Origin of the sequence: Pantoea sp. MQR6 (genome assembly GCF_022761075.1) — a bacterium.
GTDB lineage: Bacteria > Pseudomonadota > Gammaproteobacteria > Enterobacterales > Enterobacteriaceae > Pantoea > Pantoea phytostimulans.
Genome location: NZ_JAKYXB010000001.1, coordinates 1486547 through 1504554, shown reverse-complemented (window position 1 = coordinate 1504554; position 18008 = coordinate 1486547). Strand labels below are relative to the sequence as shown.

18 protein-coding genes are annotated in these 18008 nt (G+C 52.1%); 5 read left to right on the top strand and 13 right to left on the bottom strand.

Going from position 1 to position 18008, the window contains the following annotated elements; translation table 11 throughout:
* Positions 1–46: 46 nt before the first annotated feature.
* Entirely contained in the window at positions 47–256 is a 210-nt protein-coding gene (locus MUG06_RS06980) for a hypothetical protein (RefSeq protein ID WP_215847054.1), read from the bottom strand.
* Positions 257–505: 249 nt separating this feature from the next.
* On the opposite strand from MUG06_RS06980, the gene lolC reads away from it, so the two are divergent.
* From lolC to cobB, 4 genes are all read left to right on the top strand, one after another.
* Entirely contained in the window at positions 506–1705 is a 1200-nt protein-coding gene (gene lolC, locus MUG06_RS06975; protein WP_215847053.1) for a lipoprotein-releasing ABC transporter permease subunit LolC, read from the top strand.
* Positions 1698–2402, top strand: a complete 705-nt coding sequence (lolD, locus tag MUG06_RS06970; protein ID WP_243078145.1) for a lipoprotein-releasing ABC transporter ATP-binding protein LolD — start codon at positions 1698–1700, stop codon at positions 2400–2402. The genes lolC and lolD overlap by 8 nt, the downstream gene beginning before the upstream one ends.
* The gene (gene lolE / locus MUG06_RS06965) at positions 2402–3646 is read left to right on the top strand and encodes a lipoprotein-releasing ABC transporter permease subunit LolE (RefSeq protein WP_215847051.1); all 1245 of its coding nucleotides are present in this window, start codon (positions 2402–2404) and stop codon (positions 3644–3646) included. The genes lolD and lolE overlap by 1 nt, the downstream gene beginning before the upstream one ends.
* A gap of 158 nt (positions 3647–3804) precedes the next feature.
* Complete coding sequence (gene cobB, locus MUG06_RS06960) at positions 3805–4638, top strand: Sir2 family NAD+-dependent deacetylase (RefSeq protein ID WP_243078144.1); 834 nt, start codon at positions 3805–3807, stop codon at positions 4636–4638.
* A 40-nt stretch (positions 4639–4678) separates the two neighbouring features.
* Here cobB and potD read toward each other — a convergent pair whose 3' ends face one another.
* The 4 genes from potD to potA are packed head-to-tail and all read right to left on the bottom strand — an operon-like array spanning position 4679 to position 8467.
* On the bottom strand, positions 4679–5722 hold the full coding sequence (gene potD, locus MUG06_RS06955; RefSeq protein ID WP_243078510.1) for a spermidine/putrescine ABC transporter substrate-binding protein PotD: 1044 nt from the start codon (positions 5720–5722) through the stop codon (positions 4679–4681).
* A gap of 12 nt (positions 5723–5734) precedes the next feature.
* Positions 5735–6511: a spermidine/putrescine ABC transporter permease PotC gene (potC, locus tag MUG06_RS06950; RefSeq protein ID WP_243078143.1), complete on the bottom strand. Its 777-nt coding sequence runs from the start codon at positions 6509–6511 to the stop codon at positions 5735–5737.
* The gene (potB, locus tag MUG06_RS06945) at positions 6508–7359 is read right to left on the bottom strand and encodes a spermidine/putrescine ABC transporter permease PotB (protein WP_215848296.1); all 852 of its coding nucleotides are present in this window, start codon (positions 7357–7359) and stop codon (positions 6508–6510) included. Before potB ends, potC begins: the two co-directional genes overlap by 4 nt.
* A complete protein-coding gene (potA, locus tag MUG06_RS06940) occupies positions 7352–8467 on the bottom strand; it encodes a spermidine/putrescine ABC transporter ATP-binding protein PotA (RefSeq protein WP_243078142.1) in 1116 nt (371 codons plus the stop codon). Before potA ends, potB begins: the two co-directional genes overlap by 8 nt.
* 315 nt (positions 8468–8782) lie before the next feature.
* Between potA and pepT the strand changes: the two genes are divergently transcribed.
* Complete coding sequence (gene pepT, locus MUG06_RS06935) at positions 8783–10012, top strand: peptidase T (protein ID WP_215847047.1); 1230 nt, start codon at positions 8783–8785, stop codon at positions 10010–10012.
* A 45-nt stretch (positions 10013–10057) separates the two neighbouring features.
* Here the strand turns inward: pepT and MUG06_RS06930 are convergent, their stop codons facing one another.
* From MUG06_RS06930 to rluE, 8 genes are all read right to left on the bottom strand, one after another.
* Positions 10058–11182, bottom strand: coding sequence for a cupin domain-containing protein (locus MUG06_RS06930; protein ID WP_243078141.1), 1125 nt, complete (start codon positions 11180–11182; stop codon positions 10058–10060).
* A 70-nt stretch (positions 11183–11252) separates the two neighbouring features.
* Entirely contained in the window at positions 11253–12698 is a 1446-nt protein-coding gene (phoQ, locus tag MUG06_RS06925) for a two-component system sensor histidine kinase PhoQ (RefSeq protein WP_243078140.1), read from the bottom strand.
* Positions 12699–12700: 2 nt separating this feature from the next.
* Positions 12701–13369 (bottom strand): two-component system response regulator PhoP, encoded by a 669-nt coding sequence (gene phoP / locus MUG06_RS06920; protein ID WP_215847044.1) that lies wholly within the window; start codon positions 13367–13369, stop codon positions 12701–12703.
* 104 nt (positions 13370–13473) lie between these two features.
* On the bottom strand, positions 13474–14844 hold the full coding sequence (purB, locus tag MUG06_RS06915; protein WP_243078139.1) for an adenylosuccinate lyase: 1371 nt from the start codon (positions 14842–14844) through the stop codon (positions 13474–13476).
* Between the two features lie 42 nt (positions 14845–14886).
* Positions 14887–15528 carry a high frequency lysogenization protein HflD gene (gene hflD, locus MUG06_RS06910; protein WP_215847042.1) on the bottom strand — a complete coding sequence of 214 codons (642 nt, stop codon included), beginning with the start codon at positions 15526–15528 and terminating at the stop codon, positions 14887–14889.
* Between the two features lie 35 nt (positions 15529–15563).
* Complete coding sequence (gene mnmA / locus MUG06_RS06905; RefSeq protein WP_243078138.1) at positions 15564–16712, bottom strand: tRNA 2-thiouridine(34) synthase MnmA; 1149 nt, start codon at positions 16710–16712, stop codon at positions 15564–15566.
* A gap of 42 nt (positions 16713–16754) precedes the next feature.
* The gene (locus MUG06_RS06900; RefSeq protein ID WP_215847040.1) at positions 16755–17228 is read right to left on the bottom strand and encodes an NUDIX domain-containing protein; all 474 of its coding nucleotides are present in this window, start codon (positions 17226–17228) and stop codon (positions 16755–16757) included.
* 47 nt (positions 17229–17275) lie between these two features.
* Positions 17276–17935, bottom strand: coding sequence for a 23S rRNA pseudouridine(2457) synthase RluE (gene rluE, locus MUG06_RS06895; RefSeq protein WP_243078509.1), 660 nt, complete (start codon positions 17933–17935; stop codon positions 17276–17278).
* Between the last annotated feature and the right edge of the window lie 73 nt (positions 17936–18008).

Genomic DNA, 18008 nt, shown 5'->3' with positions numbered 1-18008 from the left:
CACCTCTGCGGCACAATTTTAGTGCCGCGTAGCCTCTGAATGGGCTTTATTTTGTAGATTGCTGTGTGTAGTGCATACGCGGGCGGTCAACATTGGCCCAGCACAGATCACGCTCAAGGTGATAACTGTGATTGCCGTCGTCCCACTTCACGTAGTATCCGGTTGGCGCATCTCCTTGCTCAAAGACGTTAACGACTTCGCCTCTGATCTCCCCTGATTTGTGTTTAACAATACTGCCTTTGGGAAATTTGAACATGGTCGCTACCTCTTTACGTCTGCGCGATATTTAACCTCTTATCGTCTATCTGATTGTAGTCTACCGCACCCGCTGCCGGATAATCGTACAATTAGCATCATCTTTTTGTCGCATTCCTGCCGATGAACGTTGCTGATGACGTATTCTGACGCAACTTTGCCGCAGACTCAGAGGGTTAGAGGTTTCATAAAGCAAGCGGCTCCTTTATCATCCCACTACTCATTTTCAGGCAACCGCACATTGGATTCCATGTATCAACCAGTCGCGCTATTTATCGGTCTGCGCTATATGCGCGGACGAGCATCGGATCGCTTCGGTCGCTTTGTCTCCTGGCTTTCTACTATTGGCATTACGCTCGGTGTATTGGCGTTGGTCACCGTGCTATCGGTGATGAACGGCTTCGAGCGAGAGCTGGAAGGCAATATTCTCGGGCTGATGCCGCAAGCATTGGTCACCAGCCAAAAAGGCAGCATCAATCCGCAACAGCAACCTCCCGACCAGCTTAAGCTACAGGGCGTTAGCCGCGTTGCGCCGTTAACGACTTCAGATGTGGTGCTACAGAGTGCACACAGTGTCTCGGTTGGGGTGATGTTAGGTATCACCCCCGAGGAAAAAGATCCGCTGACACCTTATCTGGTCAACACGCAGCAAAGCGTGCTGAAATCGGGGCAGTACAACGTGATTCTGGGTGAACAGCTGGCCAACCAGCTGGGCGTTAAGCGCGGCGATCAGCTGCGTTTGATGGTGCCTTCAGTCAGCCAGTTCACGCCGATGGGGCGCGTGCCAAGCCAGCGTATCTTTACCGTTGCCGGCACGTATGCAGCCAATAGTGAAGTCGATGGCTACCAAATTCTGGTGAATCAACAAGACGCGTCACGCGTGATGCGCTATCCGGCGGGCAATGTTACCGGTTGGCGTCTCTGGCTGGATAAACCGCTGGAGGTTGACAGTTTGAGTCAGCAAACCCTGCCGGAAGGCATGGTATGGAAAGACTGGCGCGAGCGTAAAGGTGATCTGTTCCAGGCCGTACGCATGGAGAAAAACATGATGGGGCTGCTGTTGAGCCTGATCATTGCTGTCGCCGCCTTTAACATTATTACTTCGCTCGGCTTGTTAATCATGGAGAAGCAGGGTGAAGTGGCGATTCTGCAAACCCAAGGCTTAACGCGCCGTCAAATCGTTGCGGTGTTTATGGTGCAGGGTGCCAGCGCTGGCATCATCGGTACGCTGTTGGGTACCTTGCTCGGCGTGCTGCTTGCCAGCCAGTTAAATAACCTGATGCCAGTGATTGGCCTGTTCCTGGATGGCGCAGCGCTGCCGGTTGATATCAATTTATGGCAAGTGGTGACCATCGCTTTCTGCGCCATGGTCGTTGCGCTGCTTTCTACGCTTTATCCTTCCTGGCGCGCTGCCGCCGTACAACCCGCTGAGGCTTTACGTTATGAGTAATTCTCCTTTGTTGCAGTGTCGCGATCTGTGCAAACGCTATCAGGAAGGCAGCGTGCAGACGGATGTGCTGCGCAATGTGACTTTTAACCTGCAACCGGGCGAACTGATGGCTATTGTTGGCAGCTCCGGTTCCGGCAAAAGTACGCTGCTGCATCTGCTGGGCGGCCTGGATGCGCCCACCTCGGGCGATGTCGTGTTCGAGGGTAAATCACTCAACGAAATGTCGTCGTCAGCCAAAGCTGAACTGCGTAACCGCGAATTAGGGTTTATCTATCAGTTTCACCATCTTCTGCCAGATTTTAGTGCGCTGGAAAACGTTGCGATGCCACTTCTGATTGGCAAAATCCACAAAGCAGAAGCGCAAGCGCGTGCGCATGAAATGCTGAAAGCGGTAGGACTTGCACATCGTGCGAGCCATCGCCCCTCTGAATTATCGGGTGGTGAACGCCAGCGCGTGGCTATCGCGCGTGCGCTGGTGAATAACCCGCGTCTGGTAATGGCTGACGAACCTACCGGTAACCTTGATGCACGTAACGCTGACGCTATCTTTGAACTGTTGGGCGAACTGAATGTGCGTCAAGGCACAGCCTTTCTGGTGGTGACGCACGATCTCCATTTAGCTAAACGCATGACGCGCCAGATGGAAATGCGTGACGGACAGTTGAGCGATCAACTGATCTTTTCAGGAGCGGTGTAATGGGTTCTTCGTTATCGCTGCTGTTGGGGCTACGTTTTAGCCGTGGCAGACGTCGCGGCGGCATGGTATCGCTGATTTCGGTGATCTCCACCATCGGCATTGCGTTGGGTGTCGCAGTATTAATTATCGGCTTGAGCGCGATGAACGGGTTCGAGCGTGAACTCAATAACCGTATTTTGGCCGTGGTTCCTCACGGTGAAATTGAGGCGGTCAACCAGCCATTTCAGCGTTGGCAGTCAATGATTGCACCCATCGAACAGGTTCCCGGTATTGCCGCCGCCGCGCCTTACGTCAATTTTACCGGCTTGATTGAAAGCGGCGCAAAACTTCAGGCGCTGCAGGTAAAAGGCGTGGATCCTGCTCAGGAACCACGTTTAAGTGCGCTGCCACGTTTTGTGGCTGACAATCAGTGGTCGACGTTTGCGGCAGGTAAACAGCAAATCATCTTAGGCGGTGGCATCGCAAAATCGCTTAATGTGAAGCAGGGCAGTTGGATCACCATCATGATCCCCAATAATGATGGCGACAACAAACTGTCGCAGCCCAAGCGTGTGCGCCTGCAGGTTAGCGGTATTTTACAGCTCAGCGGCATGTTGGATCACAGCCTGGCGCTGGTGCCGTTAGCGGATGCGCAAAAGTACCTTGATATGGGTGAAAACGTTTCTGGCATCGCGTTGAAAATGGATGATCCGTTTAAGGCCGTGAAGCTGGTCCGCGATGCGGGTGAAGCCACGCATTCGTATGTCTATATCAAAAGCTGGATCGGTACGTACGGCTATATGTATCGCGATATTCAAATGATTCGCGCCATCATGTATCTGGCGATGGTGCTGGTTATCGGCGTCGCCTGCTTTAATATCGTTTCCACGCTGGTGATGGCGGTGAAAGACAAGAGCAGTGATATCGCCGTGCTGCGAACGTTGGGTGCAAAAGATCGACTGATTCGCGCCATCTTTATCTGGTACGGTTTATTGGCGGGACTGCTCGGCAGCGTGAGTGGAGTCGTGGTTGGCGTGCTGGTGGCGTTGAATTTAACCTCGCTGGTACGCGGCCTGGAAAACATAACCGGTCATCATCTCTTGGCCGGTGACATTTACTTTATCGATTTTCTGCCGTCTGAACTGCACTGGATAGATGTGTTCTCGGTGCTGATAACCGCGATTATATTAAGTCTGGTCGCCAGCTGGTATCCGGCAAGACGCGCCAGCCGCATCGACCCGGCGCGGGTTTTGAGCGGACAATAAAGGCCTGAAAGATGCGGCGCGCCAGAATGAATCTGCGCGCCGCGCACATTTTCAGGCTCAGCAGCATAGCGCTGTCATGCGCAACCGTTATTATCGGGCTTATAAGCCCCAAAATTTGTTTATAGCGGCTCGCCGAAGCCGCTGCACAAGGAGCCTTTATGCGCACACCACGTCGACGCTTACGACTCGCCCGACTCAAAAAGACCCGGAGAAAGGTGCATCAACGCTTTCGCCAACGCATTTTTGAGCGCGATCGTCAGGCTGAAATGGCTGCACATCCTCTGCCGCATGTGGTGGTTCTGACGGGCGCTGGCATTTCAGCGGAATCGGGTATTCGTACTTTTCGCGCCGCCGACGGGTTGTGGGAAGAGCATCGGGTTGAAGATGTTGCGACGCCGGAAGGTTTTCGACGCGATCCGGCTCTGGTACAACGTTTCTATAATGAACGCCGTGACCAACTGCAGCAGCCTGAAATCCAGCCAAATGCTGCGCACATTGCGTTAGCTGAACTGGAGCAGGTATTAGGCGATAACTTTTTTCTGGTAACGCAGAATATCGACAACCTGCATGAACGTGCGGGTAATTCACGCGTGTTGCATATGCATGGCGAATTGCTGAAAGTGCGCTGTGCTACCAGCGGGCAGGTCATCGAATGGACCGGTGATGTCACCGCAGAGGATCGCTGTACTTGCTGCCAGTTCCCTTCAGTGCTGCGTCCTCATGTGGTGTGGTTCGGGGAAATGCCCATCGGCATGGAAGAGATTTATCAGGCGCTGGAAAACGCGGATATGTTTATCGCTATCGGCACGTCAGGGCATGTTTATCCGGCAGCAGGATTTGTGCATGAAGCCAAACTGCAGGGTGCGCATACCGTTGAGCTGAATCTGGAGCCAAGCCAGGTTGGCAACGAATTTGCCGAAAGCCATTACGGCTTAGCCAGTGAAGTGGTGCCTGAATTTGTGCATACGCTGTTACGTGGCTTATACAAATAAGCAGTCAATAACAGGGCGGCAGCGCTGCCGCCCGTGAGCATTAACGACCTGCCTTCAACTTCTGAAACAGCGTTTCGTACTGGATGCTGGCATCACCCACGTCATTCTGCCATTCACCCTTTTTGATCACCTCAGCAGAGGGATAAAGCGATGCATCCTCTGCGACGGCTTTTGGCAACAACTTTTTGGCTTCAAGGTTAGGGGTTGGATAACCAATGGTTTCGGCGACTTTTGCTGCAACTTCTGGGCGAAGCAGGAAGTTAATCAGCTTAAGTGCGGCCTCTTTATTTTTGGCGTTCGCTGGAATCGCCAGGTTGTCCATCCAGAAAATCCCGCCTTCTTTCGGCCAAATAACCTGCAACGGTGTGCCAGCCTGGCGAGCCACATAAGCGGAACCGTTCCAAATCATGCCCAGATTCACTTCGCCTTCCATATAAGGATTGCCCGGATTATCGGAGTTGAACGCCAGGACGTTTGGCATCAATTTTCTTAATTCTTGGTAAGCGGCGTCGATCTGCTTAGGATCGCGAGTATTACCGGAATACCCGAGTTTGCGCAGCGCCATTTGAAACACTTCGCGGGCATCATCGGTCAGCAACAGGCTTTGCTTATACTCTGGTTTCCACAAATCAGCCCAGCTTGTGACGCTTTTCGGATCAATCTCGTCTGAATTAAGACCGATTGCCGTCGCACCCCAAATATAGGGAATGGAATAATCATTGTTCGGATCAAAAGGCTTATTCAGCAGGTTTGGATCCAGATTTTTAAAATTGGTTAGCTGTGACTTATCAATCTTTTGTAGCATGCCTTCGTTACGCATTTTTGCGACGAAATAGGTTGAGGGCACCACTAAATCATACGCGCCGTCTTTCCACGTTTTAAGCTTGGCATACATGCTTTCATTGGATTCGTAGGTAGAATAAATCACTTTGATGCCGGTCTCTTTAGTGAACTGCTCCAGCAGTCCCGGCGGCACGTATTCAGTCCAGTTATAGAAGTAGAGCGTTTTGCTATCGTCCGCTTGCGCGCCTTGCACACTCAACGCCAGCGCCCCAGCCGCCAGCCAGTGAGACCATTTCATCATCATTATTCCCCTTTAGGTTTTAGTTTTGTCACGCAGCAACCATTGGCTGCCAGCGACTAACAGCAACGAAAGCAGCATCAAAATTGTGGCGAGTGCATTCACTTCAGGTGATACGCCCACCTTGACCATTGAGTAAATTTTCAGTGGCAAAATTTCAAATGTTGGTCCGGTGACGAACGACGAAACCACCACGTCATCCATCGACAGGGTAAAGCTCAGCAGCCAACCAGCCGCAACCGCAGGCATCGCCAGCGGCAGAATAATTTTACGTAAAATAGTGGTTTCGCTGGCACCCAAATCTTTTGCGGCTTCCAGCATCCGTACATCAAATCCTTTGAGCCGCGAATAGACGGTAATCACCACAAAGGGTAAGCAGAAGGTGATATGGGAAAACAGCAGCGACCAGAAGCCAAGCGAAATACCCAATAACATAAACAGCACCAGCAGCGAAATAGCCATCACGATGTCAGGTGACATCATCACGACAAACAACATGCCGCTGACAAACGGTTTACCGCGAAAGCGATAGCGATAAAGCGCGACGGCGGTTAGCGAGCCAATAAGCGTGGCGCAGCTGGCAGAGAGCACGCCCATTATCAGCGAATGCTGTGCTGCCTGAATCAGGCTGTCATTGTTCATCAGCAGGCTGTACCACTGCGTACTGAAACCTTGCCAGTTGATACCGAAACGTGAGGCGTTAAATGAGTTAACGATCAAAATCACAATCGGGATATAAAACCAGGCGTAGATAACGGTCATAAAACCGCCGCGTAGCAGGCGAGCCATCATTCCAGTTCCGCCTTTTTATTCAGCAGGCGCGCTACGCGCCAGTAAATCAGCAGCAACAGCCCCATTAAAAGCGTCATCACGATGCTGGTGGCTGCGCCAAAAGGCCAGTCGCGAATGTTCAGGAACTGGCTTTTTATGATGTTACCGATGAGCAGATTTTTCGCGCCGCCCATTAAATCGGCGACATAAAATAGCCCCATTGCCGGAATCAATACCAGCAAGCAGCCTGCGACAATGCCCGGCATAGTCAGCGGCAAGATAATGCGGAAAAAAGTTTGCAGCTTGCTGGCACCTAAATCGCGTGCCGCCTCCAGGTAACTTCTATCGAGTTTTTCCAGGCTGGAGTAGAGCGGCAGCACCATAAACGGCAGCAGGATATAGACCAGACCCAAGATCACCGCTTCCGAGGTGTACATAATGCGAAATGGCTTATCGATTACCCCGATCCAGAGCAGAAAGTCGTTGAGCCAGCCGCGAGTGCTGAGAAAAATTTTCAGGCCGTAAATACGAATCAGGGAATTGGTCCAGAAGGGCACGATCAACAGAAACAGCATCAGCGGACGCAGGCGTGCAGGCAATTTAGTCAGACACCAGGCGAAAGGATAACCCAGCAACAAACAGAAGGCGGTGGCGATAAACGCCATATTCAGCGAGTGCAGCAGCACTTCGGCATACAAGGGATCAAGTAAGCGCGTGTAATTACTGAAGGTAAATACCATGCTGACAAAATGCGCATCGTCACGGGTTAAAAAGCTGGTGACAAAAATCATCAGGTTAGGCAAGAAAACGAACAGCGCCAACCAACCGACGATCAGCGCGATAACGCTCTTCTGGAAACGATTACGCATCAGTTTCATACGGCAGCACTACCTCCCAGCTTGCGACCCAATTCACTGCCATCTTTTGATTCAGCGAGTGGTCAAAGTCAGGATCGTCTTCATTGAAAAATTCGCTCACAGTGACCAGTTTGCCATTCTCAAGCTCAACGGTGGATTCCAGCGTCATCCCTTTGTAGTTGCGTTCACGTACATAACCGATCAGCCCTTCAAACATACTGTCGTCGTGAATCTCTTCAACGCGCAAATCTTCTGGGCGCAGCATGACATGCAGTTTGTCGCCGGGCTGCACCGGGAAAGGACAATGGATATCGCATTCGCGACTTTCTACGCGCGCACGCACGCGCGGCGCGTTTTCGCTGGCGATAACTTCAGCGTCGAAGACATTAATTTCGCCTATAAAGCGGGCGACAAACAGGTTTTTAGGCTCTTCGTAAATCTCTCGCGGTGTGCCGTCTTGTTCAATTTTACCATCGCGCATCACCACAATACGATCGGACATGGTCAGCGCTTCTTCCTGATCGTGCGTCACGAAAACAAAGGTGATACCCAGTTTACGCTGCAAAGCTTTCAATTCGTTCTGCATCTGCTTGCGCAATTTGTAATCCAGCGCCGACAGGGATTCGTCCAGCAGCAAGACTTTCGGGCGATTCACGACGGCGCGAGCGATAGCAACACGCTGCTGCTGGCCACCTGATAATTGATGAGGGCGGCGATCGGCAAACGCATCCAGCTGAACCATGGCCAGCACCGCGTTAACCCGTGTGGTTATCTCGGCTTCGGGCGTTTTCTGCATGCGCAGACCAAAGGCGACGTTCTCGAATACCGACATGTGCGGAAACAGGGCATAACTTTGAAACACCGTGTTAGCGTGGCGATGCTCTGCCGGTGTATCTGTGATGTCGTGATTGTCTAAGGTGATGCGACCGCTGTCGGCTTCTTCCAGCCCGGCAATCAGGCGCAAAATGGTCGTTTTGCCGCAGCCAGACGGGCCGAGCAGAGTGATAAACTCACCGTGACGAATCGTCAGGTTGAAATCTTCAATGATGGATTTGCCATCGAAAGCTTTACTGATGCCAGAAAGCGTAACCAGCGCCTGGTGTGCGCGTGTTTGCGTCATTTTAGTCTCAGTCTGTCAAAGGGCGAACAGGTAACAGCATAGCCGCATAACACGACCAGCCAGCAAGGAGGGCGGGATGATACCTGAAAAAAGACGCAATGCCATGTTTTGCCGCCCCTCAAAAGCGATAAAACTGAGTAAGGTGAACATGTTGCGAGACTTGCCGCAATAAATGCGCTTTTCAACAAGATTTTGTGCATGTTGACTTCCCGAAACAGCCTAGACAGCGTTAACCTGTTTGATAATGATTTGACGCAACCTGGCGTCTGGCTGGTCCGTTAATAATAACCGACGGCAATTTCTTAAGGATGGCAAATGGAACAGTTACTTGAGCGCTTTTTAAGTTATGTGGCAGTGGAAACCCAGGCAAAACCGCAGGCGCGTCAGGTGCCCAGCAGTGAAGGCCAATGGACACTGGCACGGCAATTACAGGAGGAGTTACTGGCGCTGGGTTTTGTTGATGTCACGCTTAGCGATCACTGCTGCGTCATGGGCACGCTGCCCGCTAATGTTGACTGGCCAACGCCGGTCATTGGCTTTATTTCGCATATGGATACTTCGCCAGACTACACGGCAAAAAACGTCAATCCGCAAATCATTGAAAACTACCGCGGCGGCGATATTGCGTTGGGTAATGGTGATGAAGTGCTGTCACCGGTTATGTTCCCGGTGCTGCATAAACTAACAGGGCACACGTTAATCACCACCGACGGCAAAACCTTGCTGGGTGCCGATGATAAAGCGGGTATTGCAGAAATCATGACCGCAATGGCGCGCCTGACAAAAGGGGATATTCCACACGGTGCGATTCGCGTGGCCTTTACCCCAGATGAAGAGATTGGCCGTGGAACGTCTTACTTTGATGTAGAGGGCTTTGCCGCCGATTGGGCGTATACCGTGGACGGCAGCGATCTGGGTGAGTTTGAGTATGAAAACTTTAACGCGGCCTCGGCGACGGTAAAAATCACGGGCAATAATGTGCATCCCGGCTCAGCGAAAGGCGTCATGGTCAATGCGCTGGAGTTAGCCACGCAGTTTCATCAGGCGGTGCCGGCTAAAGAGAAGCCGCAATATACCGAAGGCTACGAAGGTTTCTATCACCTGCACCAGATGAAAGGCACGGTAGAAAATGCCGAGCTGCTGTACATCATTCGTGATTTTGATACCGAAAGCTTTGAGCAGCGCAAACAGGTGCTGGAACAGATCGCTCAGCAGATAAGCCAGGGTTTGCATCCGGATTGCTCAGTGAAGGTCGATATCACCAACAGCTATCGCAACATGCGTGAGAAAGTCGAGCCGTTTCCCCACATTATTGATCTGGCGCTGCAGGCCATGCGTGATTGTGGCATTGAGCCGAACGTAAAACCGATTCGTGGTGGAACGGACGGATCATCACTCTCCTGGAAAGGTTTACCTTGTCCAAACCTGTTTACCGGCGGCTATAACTACCACGGCAAACATGAGTTCGCGTCACTGAATATTATGGCGCAATCGGTGGAAGTGATTGTCCGTTTGGCTGAGTTGGCGGGTCAGAAACAGCATTAATGAAGCTGTGCGCACCGGATGAAACGGGTGCGCACATTCAGGCAATTACTCGCCGCTGAAATACCAGTAACCGGCATTAACTAGCGCCGCGATCTGTGCCAGCACTGAAGGATCGTCTAGCGCGTCACCTAACTCTTCCAGCGTAATATCTTGATGATGCGCCAGCACCGTCAAGACTTCCGGGTGCGAACATTCGATACGCTCACCGTTGACGAAAACCGCATCGCCAATGGTTAACACGCGCAAGCCACCCAAGCGAGAGAGTACATCGCCCTGCTGTAGCGCATCGTAAACTTCATCAGGCTGATACGGCGGCTCCGGTGGCGCAACATCCAGCTCATGGCGTGATTGTGAAATAAACTCACCAAACCATTGGGCAAAATGTTCCGGTTGGTTGATCACATCCAGCATCACCTGACGCACGCCTTCAATTTCTTGCGGCAGGATCTGTGAAGGGCAATCACGCGAAGGAACATCAGGATCGGTAAAGCGATAACTGCCCAATTCGTTAGCCAGCGCGTAATCGGCAAAACTACTGATCAATTCTCGGCCGCTTGGGGCACGGAAGCCAACCGAATAGTTAATGGCGTTTTCCAGCGAATAACCTTCATGCGGGAAACCTGGCGGAATATAGAGAATATCGCCGGGTTCCATCTCTTCATCGATGATGGCATCAAAGGGTTCAACCTGAAGCAGGTCTGGATGGGGACAATGCTGTTTCATTGGCACTTTTTCACCCACACGCCAGCGACGGCGTCCGGTGCCCTGAATAATGAAGACATCGTACTGGTCGAGATGCGGGCCAACGCCGCCGCCCGGTACAGCAAACGAAATCATCAAATCATCGATGCGCCAGTCAGGCAAAAAGCGGAAAGGGCGCATTAGCGCTGCGGAGGGTTCATGCCAGTTATTAACGGCCTGCACCAGCAACGACCAATTGTTCTCACCCAGATGATCAAAACTTTCAAACGGACCGTGGCTAACCTGCCATTTGCCATCCTGATGACTGACCAGGCGACTGTCGATTTCATTTTCCATTGCCAGACCAGCCAGCTCATCAGGAGAAATGGGATCAATGAAGTTTTTAAAGCCACGCTTTAACACCACCGGACGTTTTTGCCAGTAGCGTTGAATAAAATCGGGCCAGTTGAGATCGAGCTGATAGTCCATAGAAGGTTCCGCTTAGGGCTGTAAATGTCGCAAGTATAACAGCCCGAACGCCTTTCTACTCGCGGCGATGTCAGACTTCCTGGCGTTGAAAAATGACTTCCATCCGTGTGCCACCCAGCGAACTGGTTGAGGCAATAATCTTGCCGGCATATTGCTCAAGAATGTCTCGCGCCACCGCCAGACCTAATCCCTGTCCGGGCCGCAGCGTGTCGGCACGTTGTCCGCGCACGAAGACCAGGTCGCGCTTACTTTCTGGTATGCCAGGACCATCGTCATCAATATAGATATGCAAAGACTTCTCGGTTTGATGCGCGCTGACTTCGATGAATTCCAGACAATATTTGCAGGCGTTATCCAGCACATTGCCCATCACTTCCATAAAATCATTTTGATCGCCAAAAAAGGTCAGCTCAGGTGAAATATCGAGCGTGATTGCCACGCCTTTGCGCTGATAAACCTTGTTGAGAGCGGAACACAAGCTGTCGAGCAAGCCTGAAACTGAATGTAGGTCGCGCTGCAAAGGATTGTGATCGGCCTGCATGCTGGCGCGATGCAGGTAATAGCCAATCTGTTGTGAAATCCGACTAATCTGTTCCAACATCACTGGCTCAGCCTGCTCAACCGTCAGTTCCTTGCCGCTGCGTAACGATCGTAAGGTACTTTGCAGCACCGCCAGCGGGGTTTTCAAACTGTGCGTGAGATCTGACAAGGTAGTGCGATAGCGCGTATAGCGCTGCCGTTCATTGGTTAATAACAAGTTGAGATTGCGCACCAGGCTTTGCAATTCCTGCGGCGGGTTATCAGCCAAATTTTCACGCTGACTGGTTTCCAGCTCACGTACCTGCTGAGCAAGATGACCGATAGGACGCAAACTCCAGTGTGCGGCCAACCACAGCAGTGGAATAATTAAAATCAAATTGGCCGCTAACACATAGCTAAACCATGACCACACGACATCGGAATGTTGTAATTCCTGGGGAATGGAATCGACCACCACGATGGTCAGTGCGGGCAAATTGGTCGTGGCATCATAACGATTCACGGCTACCGAGTGGGTAAAGGTGTCGTCGCTGTCGGTATCCCAGGCGTGAAGCCGTCGCTGCGCTGAAATATTGTTACCCATCGCTGCCAGACTGGTGCGATTGCTGGTATCGATTTCGTAGAAATCAGGCTTGAGCAGCCAGTCACGGTGAATCTTATTGCGAATCTCAGGCACATCGCGCTGCTGCCACAGCAGCTTGCCTTGTTCGTCATAAATAAATACCAGCGTCGGGAAGTTCAACGTCATGCGCTCGGGTTGAGCAATGGTGAGCTGATTCTCTTTCCACTGAGCAAGCGTAAAGAACAAATTGCTCTCACCGCGCATCACGCGATAGGTATTTTTATCAAAACTCACGACATAGCCAATCACAGCGACCATGCCGTAGGAGAGGGACAGGAAAAGTACGATGGCCGCTGACGCTAACAGGAAGCGAGCGCGCAGCGAAATAGGGCGGTAGCGTTTAAGCCAGGACATGTTTACAGGTCAAAGCGATAACCTTGCCCACGCACGGTAGCGATGACTTCGGTGGGATGCAGCGCCAGAATTTTTTTGCGCAGACGGCCCATCAACACGTCAATGGTATGACTTTCGCGCAACTCGGCATCGGGATAAAGCTGTAGCATCAGCGAATCTTTGCTGACCACTTTGCCTGCGTTACGAATCAGCGTTTCAACAATCGTGTACTCAAAGGCCGTCAATTTAACCGGCTGTTCGTTAACGGTGAGTTCGCGACGGGAGAGATCAACCTGAAACGGTGACATGTCGATGATTTGCGAAGCGTGACCGCTGTTACGGCGCATCAAGGCTTGCAGTCGTGCGGCGACTTCTTCGATATGAAAAGGTTTGGTGACATAATCGTCAGCACCGGCTTCTAGCGCTTCCACTTTGGCTTGCCAGCCTTCGCGGGCAGTGAGCACTAAAATCGGCTGACGCACTGAATCACTGCGCCAGCGGCGAATCAGTGACATGCCATCTTCATCCGGTAAGCCCAGATCAACTAACGCGATGTCCGGCAGATGTTCCTGCAGAAAGTAATCGGCCTCTTTGGCGTCTTCGGCGGCATCAACCTGATGACCCATATCACGCAGTTGAACCGCAAGATGGTGGCGCAGCAGGGCATTATCTTCCACAACCAGAACACGCATAGAATTTCCTTACCATCAAAACGAAACGAATTGAGAGAAGTATACGCGAAGTGAATTAAACAGCAGGTTAACGCAGGCGGGTACGCACCCGCCTGCGTCAGGCATTACTTCAGGTCATCAACCATCTGAATAGCGCGGCCAATATAGTTGGCTGGCGTCATCTGCTTCAGACGAACTTTTTCTTCTTCTGGCAGCGCCAGGCTGTCGATAAAGGCTTGCATACCGGCAGCATCAACACGTTTACCACGGGTCAGCTCTTTCAGCTTTTCATACGGCTTTTCAATACCGTAGCGACGCATCACGGTTTGGATCGGCTCAGCCAACACTTCCCAGTTGTGATCCAGTTCGTCGAGCAGACGATCGCGGTTCACTTCCAGTTTTGAGATGCCTTTTAACGTCGCCTGATAAGCGATCAGCGCATAGCCAATGCCCACACCCAAGTTACGCAGTACGGTTGAATCGGTCAGATCGCGCTGCCAGCGAGAAACCGGCAGTTTGCTGGCCAAATGCTGCATTACCGCATTGGCCAAGCCCAGGTTGCCTTCAGAGTTTTCGAAGTCGATCGGATTGACCTTGTGCGGCATGGTTGACGAACCAATTTCACCGGCAATGGTTTTCTGCTTGAAGTGGTTCAGCGCCACGTAACCCCAAACATCGCGATCAAAATCGATCAGAATGGTATTGAAACGCGCAATGCAGTCAAACATCTCAGCGATGTAGTCATGCGGCTCAATTTGGGTAGTGTACGGGTTCCAGGTAATGCCCAGCGAGGTGACAAAGTTCTCGCTCAGCTGATGCCAGTCAACTTCAGGGTAAGCCGCAATGTGGGCGTTGTAGTTGCCCACGGCACCGTTGATTTTTCCCAGCACTTCAATGCGACCGAGTTGACGCAGCTGACGCTCCAGGCGGTAAGCGACGTTAGCCATCTCTTTACCCATGGTAGAAGGCGTAGCCGGTTGACCATGCGTACGTGAAAGCAGAGGAATGTCACGGTATTCGTGCGCCAGACCTTTTACAGCATCAATCAACTGCTGCCAGTAAGGCAGGATCACATCACGGCGCGCGGTTTCCAGCATCAAAGCGTGAGAGAGATTGTTGATATCTTCAGAAGTGCAGGCAAAGTGGATAAATTCAGAAACGGCATGCAGCGCAGGCACGTCTGCCACTTTTTCTTTCAGGAAATACTCAACCGCTTTAACGTCATGGTTGGTAGTACGTTCGATGGTTTTGATGCGTGCAGCGTCAGTTTCGTCGAAATTAGCCACAATCGCGTCAAGGAAAGCGTTTGCGTCGGCATCAAATGCAGGAACTTCCTTGATCTCTGCGGTATCAGCCAGTTTTTGTAACCAGCGTACTTCAACCTCAACGCGGAATTTCAGCAAACCGTATTCGCTGAAAATCGCACGCAGCGGGCTGACTTTATCGCCGTAACGACCATCGACAGGTGAGACGGCGGTCAGAGAGGATAATTCCATCAGTGCAACTCCTGAATCATTAAACAAAAATGCCGCACTGACTTAGTAAGTCAGTGGCAGCCGGGATAAAAGGGTTTTTGCTTCACGCAGCAGACGCTGGCGCGAGAACATCAGCTGCAGGCGGCCACCGCCAACCTGCTGCCAGAGCACCGCTGCACGAATACCCGCTAACAACGTCGCGCGTACTTTGCTTTGCAACAGTGGATTCTGTAATACCGTTGGTGAACCCGTCACCTGAATGCGTGGGCCGAGCGGGCTGATGACATCGACATAAATACCGGCCATAGCGCTGAGAATAGTTTCAGACTCCAGCTCATAGTGCGCCAGTTGACGATCCAACTGTCCAATACGCTGGGCCAGCGTCGCCATCGCTTGCTTGTTAGCGCTGAGTTTGCGCTCCAACACCATCATGCTCAACGTGTAACGCGTCAACTCCGCGCCTGAGCCTTGACGGCTGCTGCTGTTCAGTACCGCCATTAATGTTTCCAGGCCGAGGCGCAGGTTAGCTTCTTCGTTACCAAACACCGCCAGGGTCGAAGAGGGATTCAAATCCAGCACGCTGCGCAGCGATACGGCAAGTTCTTCCGACGGGCAATGTCCCTGATGCGCGAGTAGCTGCACCAGATGCGCGGCCTGGCAAATGCCGGCCAGCGCAACGGTAATTTCTTGATAATTCTTAGCCACGGTTACTCCTGTGTACGCGTCGTTAAGGTCGACGTTTAAGCGGCAACCCACGGCAGGCGCTCTTCGATAATACCGCCGCCAAGGCAGATTTCGCCAAGATAGAACACCGCTGACTGGCCCGGCGTGACCGCAGCCACAGGTTCGTCAAAGCGCACTTCAATACGATCATCGCCATGCGGAATAATTTCACAGGGAATGTCAGCCTGGCGATAGCGCGTTTTCACGGTGCAACGCAGTGGCGCAGTGATGGGCTGACGATTTACCCAGTGCAGCTGTTGTGCAATCAAACCCACCGACATCAGACGAGGATGATCGCCCCCTTGGGCAACAATTAGGCGATTGCGCTCAACGTCTTTGTCGACTACATACCAAGGATCGTCGTTGCTCTCTCTCATGCCGCCAATGCCGAGACCTTTGCGCTGACCCAACGTGTGATACATCAAGCCCTGATGTTCACCGACAACGTCGCCGTCAACGGTTTCAATTTCGCCCGGCTGAGCCGGCAGGTAGCGCGCAAGGAAGTCACGGAATTTGCGCTCGCCAATGAAGCAGATGCCGGTGGAATCCTTTTTCTTCGCAGTAATCAGATCCAACTCTTCGGCGATACGGCGAACCTCGGGTTTTTCCAGTTCGCCCACCGGGAACAAGCTTTGTGCAATCTGCTGGTGGCTGAGCGTGTAAAGGAAATAGCTTTGATCTTTATTACCATCGAGGCCGCGCAGCAGGTGGCTTTGGCCATCAATGTCCTGACGACGCACATAGTGACCGGTGGCAATGAAATCCGCGCCCAGATCTTCTGCGGCGAATTCAAGGAAAGCTTTGAATTTGATCTCTTTGTTACAGAGGATATCCGGGTTCGGCGTACGGCCCGCTTTATACTCTTCGAGAAAATGCTCGAAGACGTTATCCCAGTATTCCGCAGCAAAGTTAACTTTATGCAGCTTCATGCCAAGCTTGTCGCACACAGCTTGCGCATCGGCCAGGTCGTCCGCGGCGGTGCAATACTCCTCACCGTCGTCCTCTTCCCAGTTCTTCATGAACAGACCTTCAACCTGATAACCCTGCTGTTGCAGTAACCAGGCGGAAACGGAAGAATCAACGCCGCCGGACATACCGACGATCACTTTTTTCTGGCTGTTGTCCAGGTTGCAGTTTTGAAGAGTGTTCCGGGAAATATCAGACATCACAGGCTCGCATAACGATAAAAAAACAGGCGGCGCATTCTATCATGCGTCGGCGTGGCGCGCACCTTCATGAAAAGGCCAGTTAAATGGGCTGACCAAATGTAAAGGATAACGCGCACCTTGCTGCCATAAGCGTACGCTTTCTGCCACCAAAGGCGAGCGCAGGTTAGAGGCAGAGAGAATCTGCGCTGGCGGCAACCACCAGCAGCAATCTATGTCGCTGTCCTGTGGCGCGGTCGGCAGCTTTTCAGCGAGATCCAGACCAAAAAGGAAACGCACAAAAGGTGTATTGTCCGGTGCGATCCACTGTTGAACGCCGAGGAAATAGTGCATCGGTTCATCGATGCCGGTCTCTTCATACAGCTCACGCTGTGCAGCGGCTAACAGCGTTTCATCGGCCTCTAAATGACCCGCTGGCTGATTCCAGGTTGCGCAACCGTTGATCTGCTCTTCAACCACGAGCAGTTCACCTTGGGCGTGAACCAAACAGGCCACTGTGACATGAGGTTTAAACATTGAATCTCCGCAATTGTTAACCTGACGTTATCAAAACGGCAGGGCATTTAGGGCGTTTCAGTGACATCGCACCATTCGCCAGAAGGCAAATCATCCAACGTAAAATTCCCCATCGCATAGCGAATCAGGCGCAGTGTAGGGAAACCGATATGTGCTGTCATGCGGCGAACCTGGCGATTACGCCCTTCATACAGGGTAATTTTAAGCCACTGCGTGGGGATGTTTTTGCGTTCACGAATAGGGGGTTGACGCGGCCATAACCACGTTGGTTCGGCGACTTTTTCTATACCTGCGGGCAGCGTCAGGCCATCTTTCAGATTAACGCCATCGCGTAGCGGTTGCAGATCGCTCTCCTGCGGCTCGCCTTCAACCTGCACAAAATAGACCTTGCCGGTGCGCTTGCCAGGCTGCGTAAGCGCGGCCTGCAAGGCACCATCGTTGGTGAGCACCATCAAACCTTCACTGTCGCGGTCCAGCCGACCAGCGGCGTAAACATCGCTAACGCTTACGTAATCTTTCAGCGTGCGCCGTCCCGCTTCGTCAGTAAATTGCGGTAGCACGTCAAAAGGTTTGTTAAAGAGTATGACGCGCCGCGGTGCATCTGGGCGCGTGGGCGAGCGCCGTACCGGACGTGCTGGGCGGCTGAATCGTTTATCCTGGTGAATTCGTTGAGAAGTTTTTCGCATAGGCTTTGCAGTCAGAAACAATCGGCGCATTATAACGCGAAATTGCGGTGATTGGCGTAGCGGAAATATTCAAGTAGTATTGATCCGCATCTTA

Coding starts and splice junctions, on each gene's coding strand:
- purB (WP_243078139.1), bottom strand. CDS start 14,844: ATGGAATTATCCTCTCTGACCGCCGTCTCACCTGTCGATGGTCGTTAC.
- phoP (WP_215847044.1), bottom strand. CDS start 13,369: ATGCGTGTTCTGGTTGTGGAAGATAATGCCCTGCTGCGCCACCATCTT.
- MUG06_RS06980 (WP_215847054.1), bottom strand. CDS start 256: ATGTTCAAATTTCCCAAAGGCAGTATTGTTAAACACAAATCAGGGGAG.
- MUG06_RS06900 (WP_215847040.1), bottom strand. CDS start 17,228: ATGTTTAAACCTCATGTCACAGTGGCCTGTTTGGTTCACGCCCAAGGT.
- potD (WP_243078510.1), bottom strand. CDS start 5,722: ATGATGAAATGGTCTCACTGGCTGGCGGCTGGGGCGCTGGCGTTGAGT.
- cobB (WP_243078144.1), top strand. CDS start 3,805: ATGCGCACACCACGTCGACGCTTACGACTCGCCCGACTCAAAAAGACC.
- phoQ (WP_243078140.1), bottom strand. CDS start 12,698: ATGTCCTGGCTTAAACGCTACCGCCCTATTTCGCTGCGCGCTCGCTTC.
- mnmA (WP_243078138.1), bottom strand. CDS start 16,712: ATGTCTGATATTTCCCGGAACACTCTTCAAAACTGCAACCTGGACAAC.
- lolD (WP_243078145.1), top strand. CDS start 1,698: ATGAGTAATTCTCCTTTGTTGCAGTGTCGCGATCTGTGCAAACGCTAT.
- lolC (WP_215847053.1), top strand. CDS start 506: ATGTATCAACCAGTCGCGCTATTTATCGGTCTGCGCTATATGCGCGGA.
- lolE (WP_215847051.1), top strand. CDS start 2,402: ATGGGTTCTTCGTTATCGCTGCTGTTGGGGCTACGTTTTAGCCGTGGC.
- MUG06_RS06930 (WP_243078141.1), bottom strand. CDS start 11,182: ATGGACTATCAGCTCGATCTCAACTGGCCCGATTTTATTCAACGCTAC.
- potA (WP_243078142.1), bottom strand. CDS start 8,467: ATGACGCAAACACGCGCACACCAGGCGCTGGTTACGCTTTCTGGCATC.
- pepT (WP_215847047.1), top strand. CDS start 8,783: ATGGAACAGTTACTTGAGCGCTTTTTAAGTTATGTGGCAGTGGAAACC.
- potC (WP_243078143.1), bottom strand. CDS start 6,511: ATGATGGCTCGCCTGCTACGCGGCGGTTTTATGACCGTTATCTACGCC.
- potB (WP_215848296.1), bottom strand. CDS start 7,359: ATGCGTAATCGTTTCCAGAAGAGCGTTATCGCGCTGATCGTCGGTTGG.